Origin of the sequence: Oceaniovalibus sp. ACAM 378 (assembly GCF_008085915.1) — a bacterium.
Taxonomy (GTDB): Bacteria; Pseudomonadota; Alphaproteobacteria; order Rhodobacterales; family Rhodobacteraceae; genus Oceaniglobus.
The window spans coordinates 156,493-175,983 of the sequence record NZ_VSJK01000010.1; the positions used below are offsets into that span (position 1 = coordinate 156,493).

The 19,491-nt window shown below is 63.3% G+C and carries 19 protein-coding genes and 1 pseudogene; 17 read left to right on the forward strand and 3 right to left on the reverse strand.

The window, feature by feature from the left end; all coding sequences use genetic code 11:
- Window positions 1-22: 22 nt before the first annotated feature.
- Window positions 23-1,327 (reverse strand): tRNA (N6-isopentenyl adenosine(37)-C2)-methylthiotransferase MiaB, encoded by a 1,305-nt coding sequence (miaB, locus tag FQ320_RS15070; protein ID WP_148473684.1) that lies wholly within the window; start codon window positions 1,325-1,327, stop codon window positions 23-25.
- A 196-nt stretch (window positions 1,328-1,523) separates the two neighbouring features.
- Between miaB and FQ320_RS15075 the strand changes: the two genes are divergently transcribed.
- Window positions 1,524-2,393, forward strand: a complete 870-nt coding sequence (locus tag FQ320_RS15075; protein WP_148473686.1) for a hypothetical protein — start codon at window positions 1,524-1,526, stop codon at window positions 2,391-2,393.
- 152 nt (window positions 2,394-2,545) lie between these two features.
- On the opposite strand, the gene irr is transcribed toward FQ320_RS15075, so the two are convergent.
- A complete protein-coding gene (irr, locus tag FQ320_RS15080; protein ID WP_148473688.1) occupies window positions 2,546-2,962 on the reverse strand; it encodes a Fur family transcriptional regulator Irr in 417 nt (138 codons plus the stop codon).
- Between the two features lie 162 nt (window positions 2,963-3,124).
- Here irr and fabA point away from each other — a divergent pair, with 162 nt between their 5' ends.
- From fabA to kduD, 4 genes are all read left to right on the forward strand, one after another.
- Window positions 3,125-3,640, forward strand: a complete 516-nt coding sequence (gene fabA / locus FQ320_RS15085; RefSeq protein ID WP_148473690.1) for a bifunctional 3-hydroxydecanoyl-ACP dehydratase/trans-2-decenoyl-ACP isomerase — start codon at window positions 3,125-3,127, stop codon at window positions 3,638-3,640.
- Window positions 3,641-3,650: 10 nt separating this feature from the next.
- A complete protein-coding gene (fabB, locus tag FQ320_RS15090; protein ID WP_148473692.1) occupies window positions 3,651-4,880 on the forward strand; it encodes a beta-ketoacyl-ACP synthase I in 1,230 nt (409 codons plus the stop codon).
- A 5-nt stretch (window positions 4,881-4,885) separates the two neighbouring features.
- Window positions 4,886-5,674 (forward strand): enoyl-ACP reductase, encoded by a 789-nt coding sequence (locus tag FQ320_RS15095; RefSeq protein ID WP_148473694.1) that lies wholly within the window; start codon window positions 4,886-4,888, stop codon window positions 5,672-5,674.
- Window positions 5,675-6,067: 393 nt separating this feature from the next.
- The gene (gene kduD, locus FQ320_RS15100; protein WP_148473696.1) at window positions 6,068-6,796 is read left to right on the forward strand and encodes a 2-dehydro-3-deoxy-D-gluconate 5-dehydrogenase KduD; all 729 of its coding nucleotides are present in this window, start codon (window positions 6,068-6,070) and stop codon (window positions 6,794-6,796) included.
- Between the two features lie 134 nt (window positions 6,797-6,930).
- Here the strand turns inward: kduD and FQ320_RS15105 are convergent, their stop codons facing one another.
- Window positions 6,931-7,359, reverse strand: coding sequence for a peptidylprolyl isomerase (locus FQ320_RS15105; RefSeq protein WP_148473698.1), 429 nt, complete (start codon window positions 7,357-7,359; stop codon window positions 6,931-6,933).
- Window positions 7,360-7,511: 152 nt separating this feature from the next.
- Between FQ320_RS15105 and FQ320_RS15110 the strand changes: the two genes are divergently transcribed.
- The 12 genes and pseudogenes from FQ320_RS15110 (at window position 7,512) to FQ320_RS15165 (ending at window position 19,081) form a co-directional block, all read left to right on the forward strand.
- Window positions 7,512-8,189 (forward strand): haloacid dehalogenase type II, encoded by a 678-nt coding sequence (locus FQ320_RS15110; RefSeq protein WP_148473700.1) that lies wholly within the window; start codon window positions 7,512-7,514, stop codon window positions 8,187-8,189.
- Window positions 8,189-9,022, forward strand: coding sequence for an alpha/beta fold hydrolase (locus tag FQ320_RS15115; protein ID WP_148473702.1), 834 nt, complete (start codon window positions 8,189-8,191; stop codon window positions 9,020-9,022). The genes FQ320_RS15110 and FQ320_RS15115 overlap by 1 nt, the downstream gene beginning before the upstream one ends.
- The gene (locus FQ320_RS15120; protein ID WP_148473703.1) at window positions 9,019-9,990 is read left to right on the forward strand and encodes a threonine/serine dehydratase; all 972 of its coding nucleotides are present in this window, start codon (window positions 9,019-9,021) and stop codon (window positions 9,988-9,990) included. The genes FQ320_RS15115 and FQ320_RS15120 overlap by 4 nt, the downstream gene beginning before the upstream one ends.
- An 81-nt stretch (window positions 9,991-10,071) precedes the next feature.
- Window positions 10,072-10,395, forward strand: coding sequence for a 5-aminolevulinate synthase (locus FQ320_RS15125; protein WP_148473705.1), 324 nt, complete (start codon window positions 10,072-10,074; stop codon window positions 10,393-10,395).
- 66 nt (window positions 10,396-10,461) lie between these two features.
- The gene (pcaD, locus tag FQ320_RS15130; protein WP_148473707.1) at window positions 10,462-11,250 is read left to right on the forward strand and encodes a 3-oxoadipate enol-lactonase; all 789 of its coding nucleotides are present in this window, start codon (window positions 10,462-10,464) and stop codon (window positions 11,248-11,250) included.
- A gap of 171 nt (window positions 11,251-11,421) precedes the next feature.
- The gene (locus FQ320_RS15135) at window positions 11,422-12,747 is read left to right on the forward strand and encodes a lyase family protein (RefSeq protein ID WP_148473709.1); all 1,326 of its coding nucleotides are present in this window, start codon (window positions 11,422-11,424) and stop codon (window positions 12,745-12,747) included.
- A gap of 45 nt (window positions 12,748-12,792) precedes the next feature.
- Window positions 12,793-12,963 (forward strand): annotated as a pseudogene (locus FQ320_RS15140) (tetracycline resistance MFS efflux pump); the annotation flags it as partial.
- Window positions 12,964-13,073: 110 nt separating this feature from the next.
- Window positions 13,074-14,387: an amidohydrolase family protein gene (locus tag FQ320_RS15145; RefSeq protein WP_148473711.1), complete on the forward strand. Its 1,314-nt coding sequence runs from the start codon at window positions 13,074-13,076 to the stop codon at window positions 14,385-14,387.
- Window positions 14,384-15,361, forward strand: coding sequence for a BMP family protein (locus FQ320_RS15150; RefSeq protein ID WP_148473713.1), 978 nt, complete (start codon window positions 14,384-14,386; stop codon window positions 15,359-15,361). The genes FQ320_RS15145 and FQ320_RS15150 overlap by 4 nt, the downstream gene beginning before the upstream one ends.
- 58 nt (window positions 15,362-15,419) lie before the next feature.
- Window positions 15,420-16,979 carry an ABC transporter ATP-binding protein gene (locus FQ320_RS15155; RefSeq protein WP_148473715.1) on the forward strand — a complete coding sequence of 520 codons (1,560 nt, stop codon included), beginning with the start codon at window positions 15,420-15,422 and terminating at the stop codon, window positions 16,977-16,979.
- Window positions 16,969-17,997, forward strand: coding sequence for an ABC transporter permease (locus FQ320_RS15160; RefSeq protein ID WP_148473717.1), 1,029 nt, complete (start codon window positions 16,969-16,971; stop codon window positions 17,995-17,997). The genes FQ320_RS15155 and FQ320_RS15160 overlap by 11 nt, the downstream gene beginning before the upstream one ends.
- Window positions 17,998-18,136: 139 nt before the next feature.
- Window positions 18,137-19,081, forward strand: a complete 945-nt coding sequence (locus tag FQ320_RS15165) for an ABC transporter permease (protein ID WP_148473719.1) — start codon at window positions 18,137-18,139, stop codon at window positions 19,079-19,081.
- Window positions 19,082-19,491 lie beyond the last annotated feature (410 nt).

The following is a 19,491-nucleotide window of genomic DNA, read 5'->3' on the forward strand; positions in this document are numbered from 1 at the left end:
CCGGGGCGTCATCCTGCCGAAATCAGACCAGAACGCCGCCCAGCGAGTTTGTCAGGCTTTCGGTGATCCGGACCGGGCGCATTTCGCCGACCGGCACCTCGCCCATCACATGCACAGCATGCAGGTGGTCGGATTTACCACCCATCTGCCCCGGCTCACGGCCCGGTTTCTCGAACAGCACGCCGACCGTCTGCCCGACCATGGCATCCTGCGCACGGCGCTGCTGTTCGGTCAGAAGCGATTGCAACCGGTGCAGGCGATCCATCGATACAGCCTCGTCCACCTGACCGCGCTCGGCGGCAGGGGTGCCCGGACGCGGTGAATAGCGGAAGCTATAGCACTGGCCGTATTCCACGGCCCGGACCAGCGCCAGAGTATCCTCGAAATCCTGTTCTTCCTCACCCGGAAAACCGGTGATGAAATCGCCCGAAATCAGAATGTCGGGACGCGCCGCGCGAATCCGTTCGATCAGCCGCAGATAGTGGTCCGCCGTGTGTTTGCGGTTCATCGCCTTCAGCACCCGGTCGCTGCCCGATTGCACCGGCAGATGCAGATATGGCATCAGCTTGTCACACTCGCCATGGGCCGCGATCAGCGCATCGTCCATGTCATTCGGGTGGCTGGTGGTATAGCGAATTCGCAACAGCCCGTCGATCTTTGCCAGGTCGCCGATCAGCCCGGCCAACCCGCCGTAGTGCCCGTGATAGGCGTTGACGTTCTGCCCCAGAAGGGCAATTTCGCGCACCCCCCGTTCGACCAGATCGCGCGCCTCGTCCAGCACACGGTCAGCCGGACGGCTGACCTCGGATCCGCGGGTATAGGGGACGACGCAGAAGGCGCAGAACTTGTCGCACCCCTCTTGCACGGTGAGAAATGCGGTGGGCGCACGGGCGGCTTTCGGGCGGGCCCCCAGATGGTTGAACTTGTCTTCCTCGGGAAAATCAGTGTCGAGCACCCGTTCGCCCCGGGCCAGAGCATCGGTCATTCCGGGCAGGCGATGATAACTTTGCGGCCCGACCACCAGATCGACCATCGGTGCGCGGGTCATGATCTCGGCGCCTTCGGCCTGTGCGACGCAGCCGGTGACGCCGATTTTCAGATCGGGTTTTGCAGTCTTGAGCGGACGCAGACGGCCCAGCTCGTGATACACTTTCTCCGCCGCTTTTTCGCGGATATGGCAGGTGTTCAGCAGGATCATATCCGCGTCATCGGCCCGGTCAGTCGTGACATAGCCCTGCGAGATCAGGCTTTCGGCCATCCGCTCGCTGTCATAGACGTTCATCTGACAACCGTATGTCTTGATGAACAGCTTCTTCGCATCGCCCATGGTGCGCGTCCTTCCTGTGTTGCGGCCTGTTATCCCATCGCCCCGCGCGCTGCAACGCGCCTCCCCTTGCATTATCTGGCCAATATTCGCGCTGCGCCGTGCGGGTGCTGATATTTGCCACGCAGCAGCCCGTGAGCCTCTTGCATTCCCGGCGCGGTTTGTCAGACGTTAACCCCGATCCGACAGAAAGACCGCCATGCGCCACGCCTCGATCAGCCATTTTACCGCCCACGGGCGGGCCGCCCTTGGAAAAGGCCCGGTGGCCATCGTTCTGGCCGAAGACGCGGTGGAAATCGACAGCACCCTGCGCCACCATCTGGACGCCGGTTTCACCACTGTCGTCCTGTTCGCCCTGCCCCAGGTCGCGGTCAACCCGGCGCTGGACGGCGTTGTTCACCGGATCGATTATAACACAAAGGCGCCTGATGCCTTTGTCAGCGCAGTCAACACGGTGATCGCCATGGGGCCTGACCTGTGGATGTATTACTGCTTTAACGCCGAATACCTGTTCCATCCCTTTGGCGCGTCACGCAACGTGGCCGAAATGCTGACCTTCCAGACCGAAGAGCGGCGCGACGCCATGCTGACCTATGTAATCGATCTTTACGCCGGCGATCTTGACGCCGCACCGGATGCGGTTTCTCTGAGTGACGCTTGGCTCGACAAATCTGGCTATTACGCCCAGTCGCGCGGTGGCCCGTCCGGCTCCCCCGCCCCACTCGAGCGGCAGCTCGATTTCTTTGGCGGATTGCGCTGGCGGTACGAGGAACACGTGCCGTGGAAAAAGCGCCGGATCGACCGGATCGGCCTGTTTCGCGCACGCACCGGGCTGGAACTGCGCGCCGATCACACGTTCAACGATCCGGAATACAACACTTTTGCCTGTAAATGGCACCACAACCTGACGGCGACAATCTGTTCGTTCCGTACCGCCAAGGCCCTGCGCGTCAACCCGGGCAGCCGAAGCGAGATCGAAACATTCCGCTGGCGCAATTCCGTCCCCTTCCGGTGGGAATCGCAGCAATTGCTGGATCTCGGGTTGATGGAGCCGGGGCAGTGGTTTTGAGCGGCTGAATACGGCTCAGCGGCAGCTTGCCGATTCCGCAGTCAAATCGAAGGCAATGATCTTCGTCTTGGCAACTAAGCGACCAGCCTATCCTGAATGGTGATCCCCGAATGCCGAGTGATGCGTAGCGAAACCTGAAAAAGAAACTGATCTCAGCCGCGACGAACGCGGATGACCACGTCGATCTTCACAATCTCGGTGCCTTCGGGGGCGGCGGGCAGGCCGATGATTTCCATTTGGTCGGCGGGGGCATCGGTCAGGCGACCGGTGTCTTCCCAGTAAAAATGCGGGTGGTCGTCCATGCGGGTGTCGAAATAGGATTTCGACCCGTCCACTGTCACTTCCTGCATCAGGCCCGCCTCGCAGAAGGCGCGCAGGGTATTATAGACAGTGGCCAGCGACACGGCTTCGCCCGCGTCCGAGGCCAGCGCGAACAGGCTTTCGGCGGTCACATGGCGGTTCTGGCCGTCACCCACCAGCAATGCCGCAAGGGACAGGCGCTGCCGCGTCGGGCGCAGGTCGGCTGCGGCCAGCCAGTCGGTACCACGGGTGAATGCATCGGGCGTCATTTTGAACCTTTTTACGAGCAGGCATACAACATATAACGTCTCGCACCCCATCGTTTCAATTGCAAATCGCTCGCAGACCGACAAGATGCGGATAGGTGGTGCAGACTGGACAGGCCGCAAGCCGCGATGGTAAGCGCGGAAAAAGACATCCAAGGGGGCGACATGGCCGGTTATCCGACAACATTCGACAAGGACGATCTGATCCGCTGCGCACAGGGCGAACTGTTCGGGCCGGGCAATGCCCAACTGCCGATGCCGCCGATGCTGATGATGGATCGGATCACCGACATCTCTGCCGATGGCGGATCTCACGGCAAGGGTCACGTGGTCGCCGAATTCGACATTACACCCGACCTCTGGTTCTTTGACTGCCATTTCCCGGGCAATCCGATCATGCCCGGCTGCCTTGGCCTTGACGGGCTATGGCAGCTGACCGGGTTCAACCTTGGCTGGCGCGGCTGGCAGGGACAGGGCATGGCGCTGGGCGTGGGCGAGGTAAAGCTGACCGGCATGGTCCGCCCAGATCGTAAAATGCTGACCTATTTCGTCGATTTCACCCGCGTCATCGACCGGCGGTTGAAATTGGGCGTCGCCGACGGGCGGGTTGTGGCGGATGGCGAAGAGATTTATGTCGTCAAGGACATGAAGGTGGGGCTTGCCACCGCTGACCAGACCTGAAGGAACTGCTATGCGCCGCGTCGTCGTTACCGGACTCGGAATCGTCTCATCCATCGGCAACGATGTGGATAAAGTCCTCCAGTCACTCAAGACGGGCCGGTCTGGCATCGTCGCCAGCCCCGAAATGGCCGAACACGGCTTTCGCAGCCAGATCGCTGGCACGCTGAAGATTGATGTGGCCGATCACGTGGAAAAGCGCGCGTTGCGTTTCATGGGGCCGGGCGCCGCCTATGCCCATATCGCGATGTCACAGGCCATCGCGGATTCGGGGCTTGAGGAAAGCGACATCGTCAATCCCCGCACCGGGCTGATTGCCGGGTCAGGCGGGCCATCGACAAGCGCGATGTTTGCCGCCCACCAAACCGTGCTGAAAACCGGCGCGACCAAGCGGATCGGCCCGTTCGCGGTGCCCAAATGCATGTCGTCGACGATTTCGGCCAACCTTTCGACGGCCTTCAAGATCAAGGGCATTAACTATTCGATCACCTCGGCCTGTTCGACCTCGCTGCACTGTATCGGCAATGCAGCCGAACAGATCATGATGGGCAAGCAGGACGTGATGTTCGCCGGGGGCGGTGAAGAACTGGACTGGACGCTGTCCTGCCTGTTCGATGCCATGGGCGCGATGAGCAGCAAGTACAACGACACCCCCGCCACCGCCTCCCGCGCCTTCGATGCCACACGCGACGGATTCGTCATCTCGGGCGGCGGCGGAATCGTCGTGCTTGAGGAATTGGATCACGCCCTTGCCCGCGGCGCAAAGATCTATGCCGAGGTGACGGGATATGCCGCCACATCTGACGGACACGACATGGTGGCACCGTCAGGCGAAGGCGGCGAACGCGCCATGCGCATCGCCCTGTCCACCCTGCCCGAAGACCGCAAGGTGGGCTATATCAACGCCCATGGCACCAGCACCCCCGTCGGTGACATAGGCGAGATCGAGGCCGTGCGCCGGGTCTTCGGTCAGGGCAGCACGCCGCCGGTGTCATCCACCAAATCGATGACCGGCCATGCTCAGGGTGCGGCGGGCGCGCTGGAATCGATCTTTTGCCTGCTGATGCTGCGCGACGATTTCATCGCGCCGTCCATCAACGTCGAAACGCTCGACCCGGCCCTCTCGCCTGACGAAATCGCGACCGAGCTGGTGACCGAGGCCGGACTTGATACGGTGATGACCAACAGTTTCGGCTTTGGCGGAACCAACGGATCGATGCTTTTGTCGAAATATCGCGGGTGATGGACATGAACGGGCAGATGCAGGGCAAACGCGGCGTGATCATGGGCGTCGCAAACGAACGCTCGATCGCCTGGGGAATAGCAAAGGCCATGGCCGGTGCGGGGGCCGAACTGGCCTTCACCTATCAGGGCGAGGCCTTTGGCAAACGTGTCGAGCCTTTGGCCGCATCCGTGGGCAGCAGCCTGCTGGTCGATGTGGATGTGACCGATGATGCCTCGCTTGATGCTGCTTTCGCGCAGGTCAAGGCCGAATGGGGCACGATCGATTTTCTGGTCCATGCCATCGCGTTCTCCGACAAGGCCGAGCTGACGGGCCGGTTCATCAACACCTCGCGCGCCAACTTCGCGCAATCTCTGGCGATCAGCTGTTTCAGCTTTATCGACGTGTCGCGCCGCGCGGCCGAGCTTATGCCCGAAGGCGGCACACTTTTGACGCTGACCTATCAGGGCTCCAACCGGGTCACGCCGTTTTACAACGTGATGGGCGTGGCGAAGGCGGCGCTGGAATCCTCGGTCCGCTATCTGGCCAACGATCTGGGTCCGGACGGAATCCGGGTCAACGCGATCTCGCCCGGCCCGATGAAAACGCTGGCTGGCGCGGCCATCGGCGGGGCGCGCAAGACCTTCAAACATACCGACGCCAACGCCCCCCTGCGTGCCAATGCGACGCTGGAGGCGGTGGGCGGCACAGCGGTTTACCTCGCCTCGGATGCCGGGGCCTGCACGACGGGCGAAATAATCCGCGTTGACGGCGGGTATCACGTTCTGGGCATGCCGCAGCCCGACAACCTCTGATCCCATGGCGCCCGGCCCAATTGGGTGGGGCGCCGTTGCGTGTTGGCCGGGCTGACCGCCGGTCTTGGCGTTTCGCTGCCGGGGTCATTGTCCGCGCGGGGCAGTCGTTTTGACGATGCCTTACGCTTGGGCGCGAAATTGCACAGTCGAACAGCCTGTTGATCGCGGTGGATGCGCAGATCGTCGATGCTCAGGCGTTTCGCGGCCCTGTCGACGGCCATCTCAAAACGTAACATGCGCTGTTTTCGGCTGTCATCCTGCCCGCGATCGGCGCCTGATACAGACCGACAAACAGGTTCTTGCGACCGCCGCGCCGGGCGCTGTACCCTCGCCTGACGGTGGTGGATGCAAAGATCGTTTCCGCCTGTTGCAACGACAATGGAGACCCTCGTGATGAATCCTTTTTCTCTGACGGGCAAGACGGCTCTGGTGACCGGCGCGAACACCGGCATCGGTCAGGCGATTGCATTTGCCATGGGTCGGGCCGGGGCGCATGTGATCTGCGCCGGCCGCTCGGATTGCAGCGATACCGCAACGCAGATCGAAAGCGCCGAAGTGTTGAAACTGGATCTGGCCGATCCGATGGCGGCAAGCGGGGTGTTTTCCGACCGTCCAATCGACCTGCTGATCAACAACGCAGGGATCATCCGCCGCGCCGACAGTATCGATTTTACCGAAGCTGACTGGGATGATGTGATGGATGTGAACCTGAAGGCGGTGTTCTTTACCGCTCAGGCCTTTGCCCGCGCGGTTCTGGCCCGCAAGGGTGAGGGGCGGATCGTCAACATCGCATCCCTTCTATCGTTTCAAGGGGGCATCCGGGTGCCATCCTATACCGCCGCGAAACACGGGGTTGCCGGGCTTACGAAACTGCTGGCCAATGAATGGGCGGGCAAGGGGATCGGGGTGAACGCCATCGCGCCCGGATATATCGAAACCAACAACACCGCCGACCTGCGCGCCGATCCCGTGCGTCACAAGGCGATTCTCGACCGGATCCCGGCGGGCCACTGGGGCCAGCCTGACGATATTGCCGAAACTGCCGTATTTCTCTGCGCACCCGCCGCCAAATATATCCACGGAACGGTGCTGAGCGTCGATGGCGGGTGGATGGCCCGGTAACGCAGCACAGGGCGCCGCCTGCCGGATGCGCCATGCAAATTTATCACCGACCGACCCCGGTGTGCGTACCGGGTCTTGCCCGGTTCAGGCTTTCGCAAGCCACGCTGGGGTCGGTCGGGAAAACCGGTGAACCGTCAGGAAATCTCGACGATTTCCACCGCAAAGGTCAGATCGCGACCGGCCAGCGGGTGATTGGCGTCCAAAGTCACCTCGGTGTCGCTCACATCGGCGATCACCACTGGCATCGCCTGACCATCGGGGGTTTGGACCTGCAGCTGGGTACCGACCTCGGCCGGGATGTGATCGGGGAACTGTTCGCGCGGAACCGACTGAATCCGTGCCGGATCATGGGCACCGTAGGCCTGATCGCAGGGGATCGTCACGGTTTTTTCTTCGCCCTTGCCCATACCTGCCAATGCCGAATCCAGCCCCGGAATGATCTGTCCCGAGCCCAATTCGAATTCCAGCGGATCGCGACCTTCGGAACTGTCGAACACTGTTCCGTCCTCCAGCGAACCGGTATAATGCATCTTGATCGTGTCGCCTGATTTTGCTTCGGCCATGATGGTTCCTTTCGCATAAAACAAAAACGCGCCGAGGGTTCGGCGCGTCGATTTCGCGTATGAACCTTTCAAACATGGCACCGGATGTAAACCCGCAGATCTTTCCCCCGGCGTGCCCCTGTGTCACGATGCGTTGAATCAACGGAGGCCCTATGCCGATTACCACCTGCATTTTTGACGCCTATGGCACCCTGTTCGACGTGACCGCAGCGGCCCGGCAAGCCGCCGCTGAACCCGGACAAGAGGCCCTGCGCGACCACTGGCCGCGTCTGGCCGCCGATTGGCGCGCTAAACAGCTGCAATACACATGGCTGCGCGCGATCACCGGCGATCACTGCGATTTCTGGCAGGTCACGCAGGAGGGGCTGGACTGGGCGATGGAGGCGTCGGGCCTGAGTGACCCCGCACTGCGCGAGCGATTGCTGGCACTGTACTGGGAACTGGCGGCCTTCCCCGAGGTACCAGAGACGCTCGCAGCGCTGAAACAGCGCGGGCTGGCAACTGCAATCCTGTCCAACGGATCGCCCGATATGCTGAAGGGTGCTGTCGATTCGGCCAATCTGGGCGAACTGCTTGACGATACTCTGTCCGTGCAATCGGTCGGCGTGTTCAAGCCCCACGCCCGGGTCTATGATCTGGTCGCAGAGCGGTTCGGCTGTGCAAAATCCGAAGTGCTGTTCGTGTCCTCCAACGGCTGGGATGCCTGTTCGGCGGCGCAGTATGGGTTCACCACCGCATGGGTGAACCGCGCCGGCGACCCTGTCGACCGGCTCCCTGGGCGGCCGCAGCACATCCTGACCGACCTTTCCGAAATCCCGGATCTGATCTGATGCCGCATTTTTCCGCGCCGGACGGCACATCGCTGTATTTCACCGACACGGGTCCCACTGATAACCCCACCGACACACCCATCCTGTGTCTGGCCGGGCTGACCCGCAATGGCAGCGACTTCGGCTATCTCGCGCCGCATCTGCCGGGTACCCGCCTGATCACACTAGATTATCGTGGCCGTGGCCAGTCGCAATGGGCCGATTGGCAGACCTATACCATCCCGACGGAGGCGCAGGATGCGCTGGCCCTGCTCGATCATCTGGAGCTTGAAAAGGCCGCAATCATTGGCACCTCGCGGGGCGGGCTGATTGCCCTGATTCTGGCCGCAACCGCGAAACATCGCCTGACCGGAATCGCGCTGAACGACGTCGGGCCAGAATTGTCGCAGGTGGGACTGGATGTGATTCAGGGGTATTTGGGGCGTAATCCGACGGCAAAAACCCGGGAACAGGCGGCGGCGCTGCTGCACAGTCGGATGACCGGCTTTGCGAATGTACCCGCCAGCCGCTGGGCCGAAGAAGCCGCGAAACACTATGTCGAGACAGCCTCGGGTCTGACCATCAACTATGATCCCGCGCTGGCTCAGGCGTTCAAAGCGGCTTCGGATCAACCCCCGGTCGATATGTGGCCGTTGTTCGATGCCATGGCCGATCTGCCGCTGGCGCTGATCCGCGGAGAGAATTCCGACCTGCTGACCGCCGAAACGGCGCGAAAGATGCAGGACCGCCGCCCCGACATGATCATGGCCACCGTCCCCGATCGCGGTCATATACCGTTTTTGGACGAACCACAGGCGGTAAACGCCCTGCACAGATGGATTACCCGACTATGAACATCGAGATGATTGCCGACGCCGCGAAACGGGCACAGGGCCACATCCGCCTCACCCCCCTGCTGTCCTCGCCGTTTCTGGACGACATCGCGGGACGGCGGGTGTTCGTAAAGGCCGAATGCCTGCAACATACCGGCAGCTTCAAGGCGCGTGGCGGCTGGTCTGCCGTTTCCGCACTGTCACCCGAACAGCGGGCAAAGGGCGTCATCGCATATTCCAGCGGCAACCATGCACAGGGCGTCGCACGGGCGGCCCGCGAACACGGCATCCCGGCTGTCATCATCATGCCCGCCGACGCACCGGTGATGAAGATCGAAAACACAAAGGCATTGGGGGCCGAAGTCGTGACATACGACCGGGCGACCGAAGACCGCGACGCCATCGGCACGCGGATGGCATCGGAACGCGGCCTGACCCTGATCAAACCGTTCGACAATCCATACGTGATCGCCGGTCAGGGCACCTGCGGTCTGGAAATCGCCGCGCAGGCAGCCGAGGTGGGAATCGACACCGCCGATGTGCTGGTTTGCTGCGGCGGAGGCGGCCTGACCTCGGGGATCGCGCTGGCGCTTGAGGCCCGCGCGCCGGGCCTGCGCCCCCGTCCGGTCGAGCCCGAAGGTTTCGACGATGTCGCCCGGTCGCTGGCCACCGGAACGATCCAGAGGAACCAGCGCACCACCGGGTCACTGTGCGACGCCATCGTCACGCCGCAACCGGGCGACATGACCTTTCCGATCATGGCCGGCCTCTGCGGTCCCGGCCTGACCGTATCCGACGATCAGGCGCTGCACGCCATGGCACTGGCGTTTTCCCGGCTGAAACTGGTGTTGGAACCCGGCGGCGCGGTGGCATTGGCCGCAGCCCTGTTCCGCCCCGCCGATGTAACAGGCGACGCGGTGATCGCCGTCGCGTCGGGGGGCAATGTGGATGCTGCCGTCTTCGCCATGGCACTGGATCGTTTTGCCTGACCAGCGGTAAGGAATTCCCGCCTTGGCGGTTCGCCCCCCAGGGCGCACCATATCAAGGGTGCATCCCAGGGGGACCGAGCCGTGACACTGCTGCTGGAAAGACCGCTGATTCTGGTGATCCTGTCTGCCCTCGCCTATGCCGCTGCCAAAATCGCAATGAAACTCACATCACAGGCGGCCAGCGTGCCATTGATCGGACTGGTCGCGCTGCTCCTCGGCGCGGCGGTCCTGGCCGAGATCCTCGCCCTGCGTCGGCTCGCCCTGGGGGTGACCTATGTGATGATCCTGGCGCTGGAGTCGCTGGCGGTGCTGGGTGTCGCCTGGCTGCTGGGCGACGGGGTGTCGCCGCGCCAGCTGGCCGGGGGCGCCTTCGTTTTGCTGGGCACGCTGGTGCTGTCGACCTGAACCACTCTTGCGCCGCAGGGCGGATCGCGTCCAAACTCGGGCCAACCGCCATTTTCGGAGCCCGCCATGCCCATTGCCCCCCTGCCCGGTCTGAACGTCCACTATCGCATCGACGGTCCGCCCGACGGTTTGCCCGTGGTGTTTGCCAATTCGCTCGGCACCGACATGCGCCTCTGGGATGCGATCCTGCCGCTGCTGCCCGAGGGGCTAAAACTGATCCGGTACGATATGCGCGGTCACGGACTGACCGACTGCCCGCCCGCCCCCTATTCCATGGGCCAGCTGGTCACCGACGCCGAACGCCTGCTTGACCATCTGGACGTCCGCGATTGTGTCTTTGTCGGCCTGTCCATCGGGGGCATGATCGCCCAGGGGCTGACGGCCAAGCGTCTGGATCTCGTCCGCGCCATGGTAATTTCCAACACCGGGGCAAAGATCGGCACGCCCGCCATCTGGGCCGACCGCATCACAGCCGTCGAACAGGGCGGCATCGAATCACTGGCCAACGCGGTGATGGAGCGGTGGTTCTCCCGCGCTTTCCGCGACACACCCGATCTGGTCCAGTGGCGCAACATGCTGACCCGCACCCCCGCCGCCGGATACGTGGGCTGTTCCGCGGCGATCTCGGGCACCGATTTCATCGCCACCACATCAACGCTGCAACTCCCGACCCTCGCCATCGCCGGCAGCGAAGACGGATCGACGCCGCCCGATCTGGTGCGCGAAACCGCCGCTCTGATTCACAGCAGCGACTTCCACCTGATCCGGGGCGCGGGCCACCTGCCCTGCGTCGAAAAACCCGAAGAGTTCGCCGCCGTTCTCACCACCTTCCTCACCCGGATCGGCCATTGCTGACCCGCGGTTTCTTCTTTGCCCAAATACTCCCGCCGGAGGCATCCAGCCTTGCCCCGGGAACCGCGTCTGGCCGACTGCCAACCGCGCTCTCGCGCTCGTCCGGCGCCTTTGATACGTTGATCCGCACAACAATCCCCCGAAAATCCCCCGAACGGAATATAAGGATGCCCAATGCCCGCCAGTCCCTTTGACAGCGCAATGTACCGCGATCTGTTGCATGATGCCGGCACCTCCCGGCTGATCTCGGACAGTGCCGAGGTGCGCGCGATGCTGTTGGTCGAAGGGGCCCTTGCACGGGTGCAGGGCGCTGCGGGGCTGATCCCCGACACCGCCGCTGCCTTTATCGCCCGTTCCGCCATGGAGGTGCAGATCGATCCTGCCGCGCTGGCTGCCGAAACCGGGCGAAGTGGCGTGCCGGTCCCGGCTCTGGTCGCCGCCTTCCGCAAGGCGATGCAGGCGCCCGATTATGCCCGATACGCCCATTGGGGCGCCACAAGTCAGGATATCATCGATACCGCGCTGGCTCTGCGCCTGCGCCAGATGCTGACCCTGTGGGAAGAGCGGCTGCGCGCCATCCTTGCAGCCCTTGCCGCGCTGGCAGAGAGCCACGCCGAAACACCGATGGCCGGGCGCACCTGGGGGCAGGTCGCCAGCCCGACCACTTTTGGCGCGGTGGTGGCGGCCTGGGGTGCGCCGCTGCTGCGTCATCTGGAACGACTGGAGGAGATGCGCCCGCGTCTTCTCGCGGTGTCGCTGTCGGGCGCGGCGGGCACCAGTTCGGCCCTTGGCGACGATCCGGCTGCTCTGCGCGCCGCGCTGGCCGAGGATCTCGGGCTGGCCGACCCGGGCGAAAGCCGTCACACCATGCGCGACACAATGGCCGAACTGTCGGGCTGGATCACGCTGGTCACCGGCACATTTGGCAAGATGGGGCGTGATCTGTCGCTGATGACGCAATCGGAGCGGCGCGAAATCACGCTGGGCCGCACCGGCGGATCCTCGACCATGCCGCAGAAACAGAACCCGGTGGACCCCGAACTGCTGATCGCGCTGGCGTCCCACTGCGCGGTGCTGAACACCGGCATGCAGGCCGCGCAGGTTCACGCGCAACAACGCGATGGCGCGCCCTGGTTCACCGAATGGCTGACCTTGCCGACCCTGTGCATGGCCATGGGCCGTGCCACCGCGCTGGCCCGCACCCTGACCGCCAGCATCAGCCCCGACATACCCAACATGGCCCGCCACATCGACGATGGCAGCGGGTTGATCTGGGCCGAGGCGCTGAGCTTTGCCCTGTCAGACCAGCTGCCCCGGCCCGAGGCGCAAGCGGTGCTGAAAGCGCTCTGCGCCGAAACCCAAGGCAGCGGCACCCCCCTGCCCGACCTGATGGCGCGCGATCATCCCGGCATCGACTGGCGCGCGCTTTGCACACCGCAGGCACAGTGGGGCACCGCCCCCGCCGAGGCCCGCAGCTTTGCGCGACGCGCCCGGTGCTGAGCCTTGCGCGACGGGCTGCCGCTGGCTTTCATCCTGATCACGGTGATGATCGATGCCATGGGCATCGGGTTGATCTTGCCAGTCATGCCGGATCTGATCCGTGAAGTCGGCGGCGGAACCCTGGCTCAGGCTGCCGTCTGGGGCGCGATCCTGCCGTTTTCATTCGCGGTGATGCAGTTTCTGTTCGGCCCGGTGATCGGCGGCCTGCCCGACAGGTTACCGAGTTCGTTGCGGAAAATTCCACGTCCGGGCAACCCGCCTCTCGCACCCCCGGGATTTGCCTGTATTGTCGCCCCTGTTGACCGACCGAATCCCAAAGGCTGCCGATGACCGACCTGCTGTTGAAGAACGCAACCCTGCCCGACGGCCGTACCGGACTGGATATCGCCGTGACCAGCGGCAAGATCACCGCCATCGAACCCGGTATCCCCGGCGATGCGGGCACCGCGATCGATTGTTCCGGCTATCTTGTTTCACCGCCCTTCATCGACGCGCATTTCCATATGGACGCGACGCTGTCGCTTGGGATGCCGCGGATGAACCAGTCGGGCACCCTGCTGGAAGGCATCGCTCTGTGGGGCGAGCTGAAACCACAGTTGACAGTCGAGGCGATGGTCGAGCGCGCACTGCGCTATTGCGATCTGGCCGTGTCGCGCGGACTTTTGGCGATCCGCAGCCATGTGGATGTCTCGGACCCGACCCTGCGCACCGCCGAGGCGATGCTGGAGGTGCAGCGCCTGGTGAAACCCTATATCGACCTGCAACTGGTCGCCTTTCCACAGGATGGATATCTGCGCAGCCCCGGCGCAGTCGATCTGCTGAACCGCAGTCTGGACATGGGGCTGAACATCGTCGGCGGCATCCCGCATTTCGAGCGCACCATGGCGGAAGGAACGCAAAGCGTTGAACTTCTGTGCCGCATCGCCGCCGACCGGGGGCTGCCGGTCGACATGCATTGCGACGAATCCGATGATCCGATGTCGCGCCACATCGAGACTCTGGCACAACAGACCGTGCGCTTTGGGTTGCAGGGGCGCGTGGCGGGGTCGCATCTGACCTCGATGCATTCGATGGACAACTATTACGTCAGCAAACTGATCGCCCTGATGGCCGAGGCCGACATTCAGGTGATTTCCAACCCGTTGATCAATATCACGCTACAGGGGCGCCACGACACCTATCCCAAACGACGGGGACTGACCCGGGTGCCGGAACTGATGGCGGCGGGGCTGAACGTGTCGTTCGGCCATGATTGCGTGATGGACCCATGGTATTCCATGGGTTCGGGCGACATGCTTGAAGTCGCGGGGATGGGTCTGCACGTGGCACAGATGACCTCGCGCAAGGCGATCCGGCAGGCCTTTGATGCGGTCACGATCAACCCGGCGCGTGCCCTTGGGTTGCCCGATTATGGCATCGCTGTGGGAAATCCCGCCGATATGGTTCTGTTGCAGGCCCGAAACACGATCGAGGCCTTGCGCCTGCGCCCCACACGTCTGGCGGTGATCAAGGCAGGCAAGGTGATCGCCCAAAGCGCGCCGCAAATCAGCACGCTGAGCCTGAACGGGCGCCCGGACGCGGTGAATTCAGCCGATTACGCCCCGCAAACCAAGAATAAAACAGGGAAGGAAACAAGATGAGACTCAAGAGACGCAGGTTCCTGCAAACCGCATCGGCCTTGACTGCGGCCGGACTTTACGCCCCGGCCGCGATCGGTCAGGCCAAGATCAAGGTGGCCGGCATTCACGCCAGCCCGGTTGAAAACGCCTGGAACAGCCGGTTGCACAGCGCCCTTCTGGACGCCGCCAGCGAAGGCAGCATCGACTATGTCTTTTCGGAAGGCGTCAGCGCCACCGACTATGGCCGCGCCATGCGCGAATATGCCGAACAGGGTGTCGACATGATCGTCGGTGAATCCTATGCCGTCGAACAGGAAGCCCGCGAGATCGCCGCCGATTACCCTGACATGGCCTATCTCATGGGCAGTTCCGGCGGCCCCTCGGGCGAAAATTTCGGCACCTTCGGCACCTGGAACCACGAAGCGGCCTATCTCTCTGGCATGCTTGCCGCACCGATGAGCAAATCAGGCATCTTTGGCGCGGTCGGGGCAATTCCGATCCCCGAGGTGAACATGCTGATCAACGGCTACCGCGCTGGTGTAAGCGCCGTTCGCCCCGATGCCGAACACCTGATCGGGTTCATCGGCACGTTCTTTGACCCACCTAAGGCGCGCGAGGCCGGACTGGCTCAGATCGACGCAGGTGCTGACATCCTGTTTGGCGAAAGGATCGGCACGGCGGACGCGGCGAAAGAGCGGGGCGTGGGCGCGATCGGATCGCTGATCGACTATACCCCCCGCTATCCCGAAACGGTGTTCGCCAACGCAATGTGGTATTTTTCACCGCTTCTTGCCGCTGCCGTGGCCGACAAACTGGCGGGCAATGCGACGGGGCGGGATTACACCCCCTATTGCCTGATGAAAGAAGGCGGCAACGACATCGTCTTTTCCGAATCCATGGTCCCCGCCGAGGCCATCGGCCCGATGGAGGAAGTCCGCGCCGCGATCAAGGCCGGCACCTTTGAAGTGCCGGTGGACCAGAGCGAACCGGTATAAACACGGTGGGGGGCGTTGCGCCCCCTTTTTTCCGCGGGGCACGGGCAGTGACGGGGTAATGAGTATTTATACAAAGAAGAAACCGGATGTCGCGCCCGCCCCCGGCCCCGTTCTGGAGATGAGCGGGATCACCAAGCGTTTTGGCACGGTCGCCGCGAACGAGGATATATCGATCCAGTTGGCCAGGGGCGAGGTTCTGGCGCTGCTCGGGGAGAACGGCGCGGGCAAGACGACGCTGATGAACATCCTGTTCGGCCATTACATGCCCGACACGGGCCGGGTCAGCGTGAATGGGCGTGATCTGGTGCTGGGCCGTCCCCGCGATGCAATCCGCGCCGGGGTGGGCATGGTGCATCAACATTTCACGCTGGCGGGCAATCTGACAGTACTTGAGAACGTCATGACCGGCACCGAACCGCTGTTCGCGCCTGCCTCGCACACCCGGGCGGCGCGGCGGCGGCTGACCGATCTGGCCGAGCGTTTCGGGCTGACGGTGGACCCCGACGCGCGGGTCGGCGATCTGTCGGTGGGGCAGCAACAGCGGGCCGAAATCCTCAAGGCGCTGTACAATGATGCCACGGTACTGATTCTGGATGAACCCACCGCGGTTCTGACCCGCCCCGAGGCCGAGCGGCTGTTTACAGTTCTGCGTGGCATGGCGGCGGACGGGTTGTCGGTCATTTTCATTTCCCACAAGCTGAACGAAGTGATCGAGGGTGCGGACCGCGTCGTCGTCCTGCGTCAGGGCCGGGTGACGGCGGAACGCGCAACCTCGGAGACGACCAAGGATGAGTTGGCCGAGCTGATGGTCGGACGGCGGGTGGAACGCCCCCGTCGGACCGAAGCGATGCGCGGCGCGGCCATGGTCCGCGCCGAAGGCGTGAGTGTGGTGACGGCGGGTGTGACCCGGCTGAACGCGGTCGATTTCAGCATCCACCGGGGCGAGGTTCTGGGCATCATCGGCGTGTCGGGCAACGGCCAGACCACGCTGGCCCATCTGCTGAGCGGGCTGGTCAGCCCCAGCGCGGGCACGCTGACCATCGCCGGACAGAATTCCGGTCGCCTGTCCCCCCGCGATCTGATCGCAAAGGGCGTCGCGCGCATCCCCGAAGATCGCAACACCGAAGGCGCCATCGGCGATTTCTCCCTTTGGCAGAGTGCCATTCTGGAGCGGCTGGGCGAATCTCGTTTCGCAAAATGGGGGATCGTGCGTGCCGGTGCGGCGCGGGAATTCTGCGCGCAGGTGATCGAACGCTTCGACGTGCGCGGTGGCACGCCCGATACCGCCACCCGGCTGCTTTCAGGCGGTAACATGCAAAAGCTGATTTTCGGGCGCAACCTGATCGACGCGCCCAAAGTTCTGATTGCCGCCCAGCCGACGCGGGGGCTGGACGAGGGCGCAATTGCTGCCGTTCATGGCGAAATCCTTGCGGCGCGGGCGGCGGGCTGTGCCGTGTTGCTGATTTCCGAGGATCTGGACGAGGTGCTGGCGCTGGCCGACCGGGCGCAAGCCATCGTCGGCGGACGTCTGTCGCCCCCGGTGGCCACCGATACGCTGGATGCCCGACGGTTGGGGTTGATGATGGCAGGGGAATGGGACGTGACAGATGCGGCTTGAACGGCGGGTGCACCGCCCTGCCCTGCTGACCCTTGGGGCGCCGCTGCTGGCACTGGCCTTTGCGCTGGCCGTGGCAGGGGGGCTGATTGCCCTGTCAGGGGCTCCGGTGATCGAGGCCTACAAGCGGATCGCCATCGGCGCCTTCGGGTCGCGCCTGGCGATTACCGAGACGCTGACCCGGGCCACGCCGTTGATCCTGACCGGGTTGGCCGCCGCCGTGGCGTTCCGCGCCCGGGTCTGGAACATCGGCGCCGAGGGGCAATTCTATATCGGCGCGCTGGCCGTCGCCGCTTTGGGGAACGTACTGCCGTTCTCTGCGGGGTTACTGCTGGGCGGAGCGCTGGCCGGGGCGGTTCTGCTGGTCGTGCCGGTATTGTTGCGCCTGCGGTTCGGCGTGGACGAGGTTGTCACGACGCTGCTCCTCAACTTCATCGTGCTGCTGTTCGTTTCGCTGGCAATCGAGGGATTCCTGCGCGATCCCCTTGCCTTTGGCTGGCCGCAATCCGTGCCTGTCCCAAGCGAGGCGCGATTGGGCAAACTGATCGAAAAGACCCGACTGCACTGGGGGTTGGTGATTGCCGTAGGCGTTGCGCTGGCGGTGTTTGCGGTCAACCGGTTCACGGTGTTCGGCCTGCAATCCCAAGCCGCCGGTGCCAATGCCGATGCCGCCCGGTTCGCCGGGGTGCCGATATCGCGCACCCTGATCGGGGTGGCCTGCCTGTCGGGCGGGCTGGCAGGACTGGCCGGCGCGATTGAGGTTCTGGGCGTCAAGGGCCATGTGTCGACCGCGCTGTCGCCGGGATTTGGATACACCGGGATCGTCGTCGCGATGCTGGCCAACCTGTCGGCCATCGGCGTGATCTTTGCCGCGCTGTTCGTCGCTGCGATGTTTGTCGGCGCCGACGGGATGTCGCGCGCGCTGGAGGTTCCGAGCTTCATCGCCGATGTGACCACGTCGCTTGCCCTGCTGGCGATGCTGGTGGCGTTGTTCTTCACCAATTACAGGGTCGCGCGGTGACCGCGCGCAATAGGAACCTCGCTATGACCGCGCGCAAAAAAGAGTTCGCGATGACCGCACGTACAACGCGGAAAAGGAGCCACGCGATGGCTGCCAGCCGTCGAAACCTCGCGAACAGCGGACGAATGGAAGCCGCAAGATGAACGAACTTCTGGATATCCTGATGTCGGCCGGGCTGTGGTCTTCGACCTTTCGCATCGCCACGCCGTTGATCTTCGGGACGTTGGGCGCGTTGTTGTGCGAACGGGCGGGGGTGCTGAATCTGGGCATCGAAGGCATCATGACCTTCGGCGCAATGATCGGCTGGCTGACAGTGTTCCACACCGGCGATCTGTGGCTGGGGGTCGCAGCAGCAGCCGGATCAGGGGCGATGTTCGGGTTGCTGCACGGGCTGATGACGGTGACGCTGGGACTGTCGCAGCATGTGACGGGGCTGGGGATCACCCTGTTCGCTTCGTCACTGTCGTATTATGTGTTCCGACTTGCCCTGCCGGTACAGGGCACGCCGCCGACGGTCGAACCCTTTGCCAACTGGGTCGTGCCTGTGCTGTCAGACCTGCCGGGCATCGGTCCAGCGCTGTTCAACCAGACACCGCTGACCTATCTGGCCATCGCCTGTGCGCTGGTTCTGGCCTATGTGCTGGCCAGAACGCCACTGGGGCTGGCGATCCGGATCACCGGCGAAAACCCGCATGCGGCGGATGCTCAGGGGCTGAACCCGCTCGCGATCCGCATCTGTGCGATAATCGCCGGATCGGCGCTGATGGCGGTGGGTGGCTCTTTCCTGACGCTGGCCGCCTTTAACAGCTTTTTCCCGACCATGGTGCAGGGACGTGGCTGGGTCTGTATCGCGCTGGTGGTCTTCTCCACATGGCGTCCGATGCGCGCCCTGCTGGGGGCGGTGCTCTTCGCGCTGTTCGACGCCTGGCAACTCCGGCTGCAAACTGCATTCGGCAAGGCGCTGCCCTATCAGCTCTTCCTGATGTTGCCCTATGTCCTGTCCATCGTCGCGCTTGTGGTCATGGCCCGACGGGCACGGGTGCCGCAGGCATTGATGAAACCCTATCGCCGGGGCGAGCGTTGATTGGCAGCCCCCGACAACCGCATCCTCCGGAATTCGGCTTTTTCCATAAGAAAAGGCCCGCCGGAGAGGTATCGCTTCGGTATCGCGCGATCTCACAGGAGCCTAAGATTCCATATCTGGCTTTGATCTTAGCGAGGCAGCGTCTCACAGCGGCTCGGTAGCTTCCGGGTGGTGCCAGTTGAGACTGTAGATATTTCGGAGGGGGGCATATCGCAAAATCAGAATTCTTCACGTGCTGGGCAGTATGGGCTGGACGGCATTGCACCGAAGTTTTCCTTTGCGAATGTCATTGGAGCGGATGCATGGTGTGATCGCCGACATCGCACCGGATTAAAGCGCAGAGCGCTATACCGATGCGGGAGTCGAGGTGCTGCAAGGTCATGCAAAGCTGATCGACCTCTGGAAGGTCG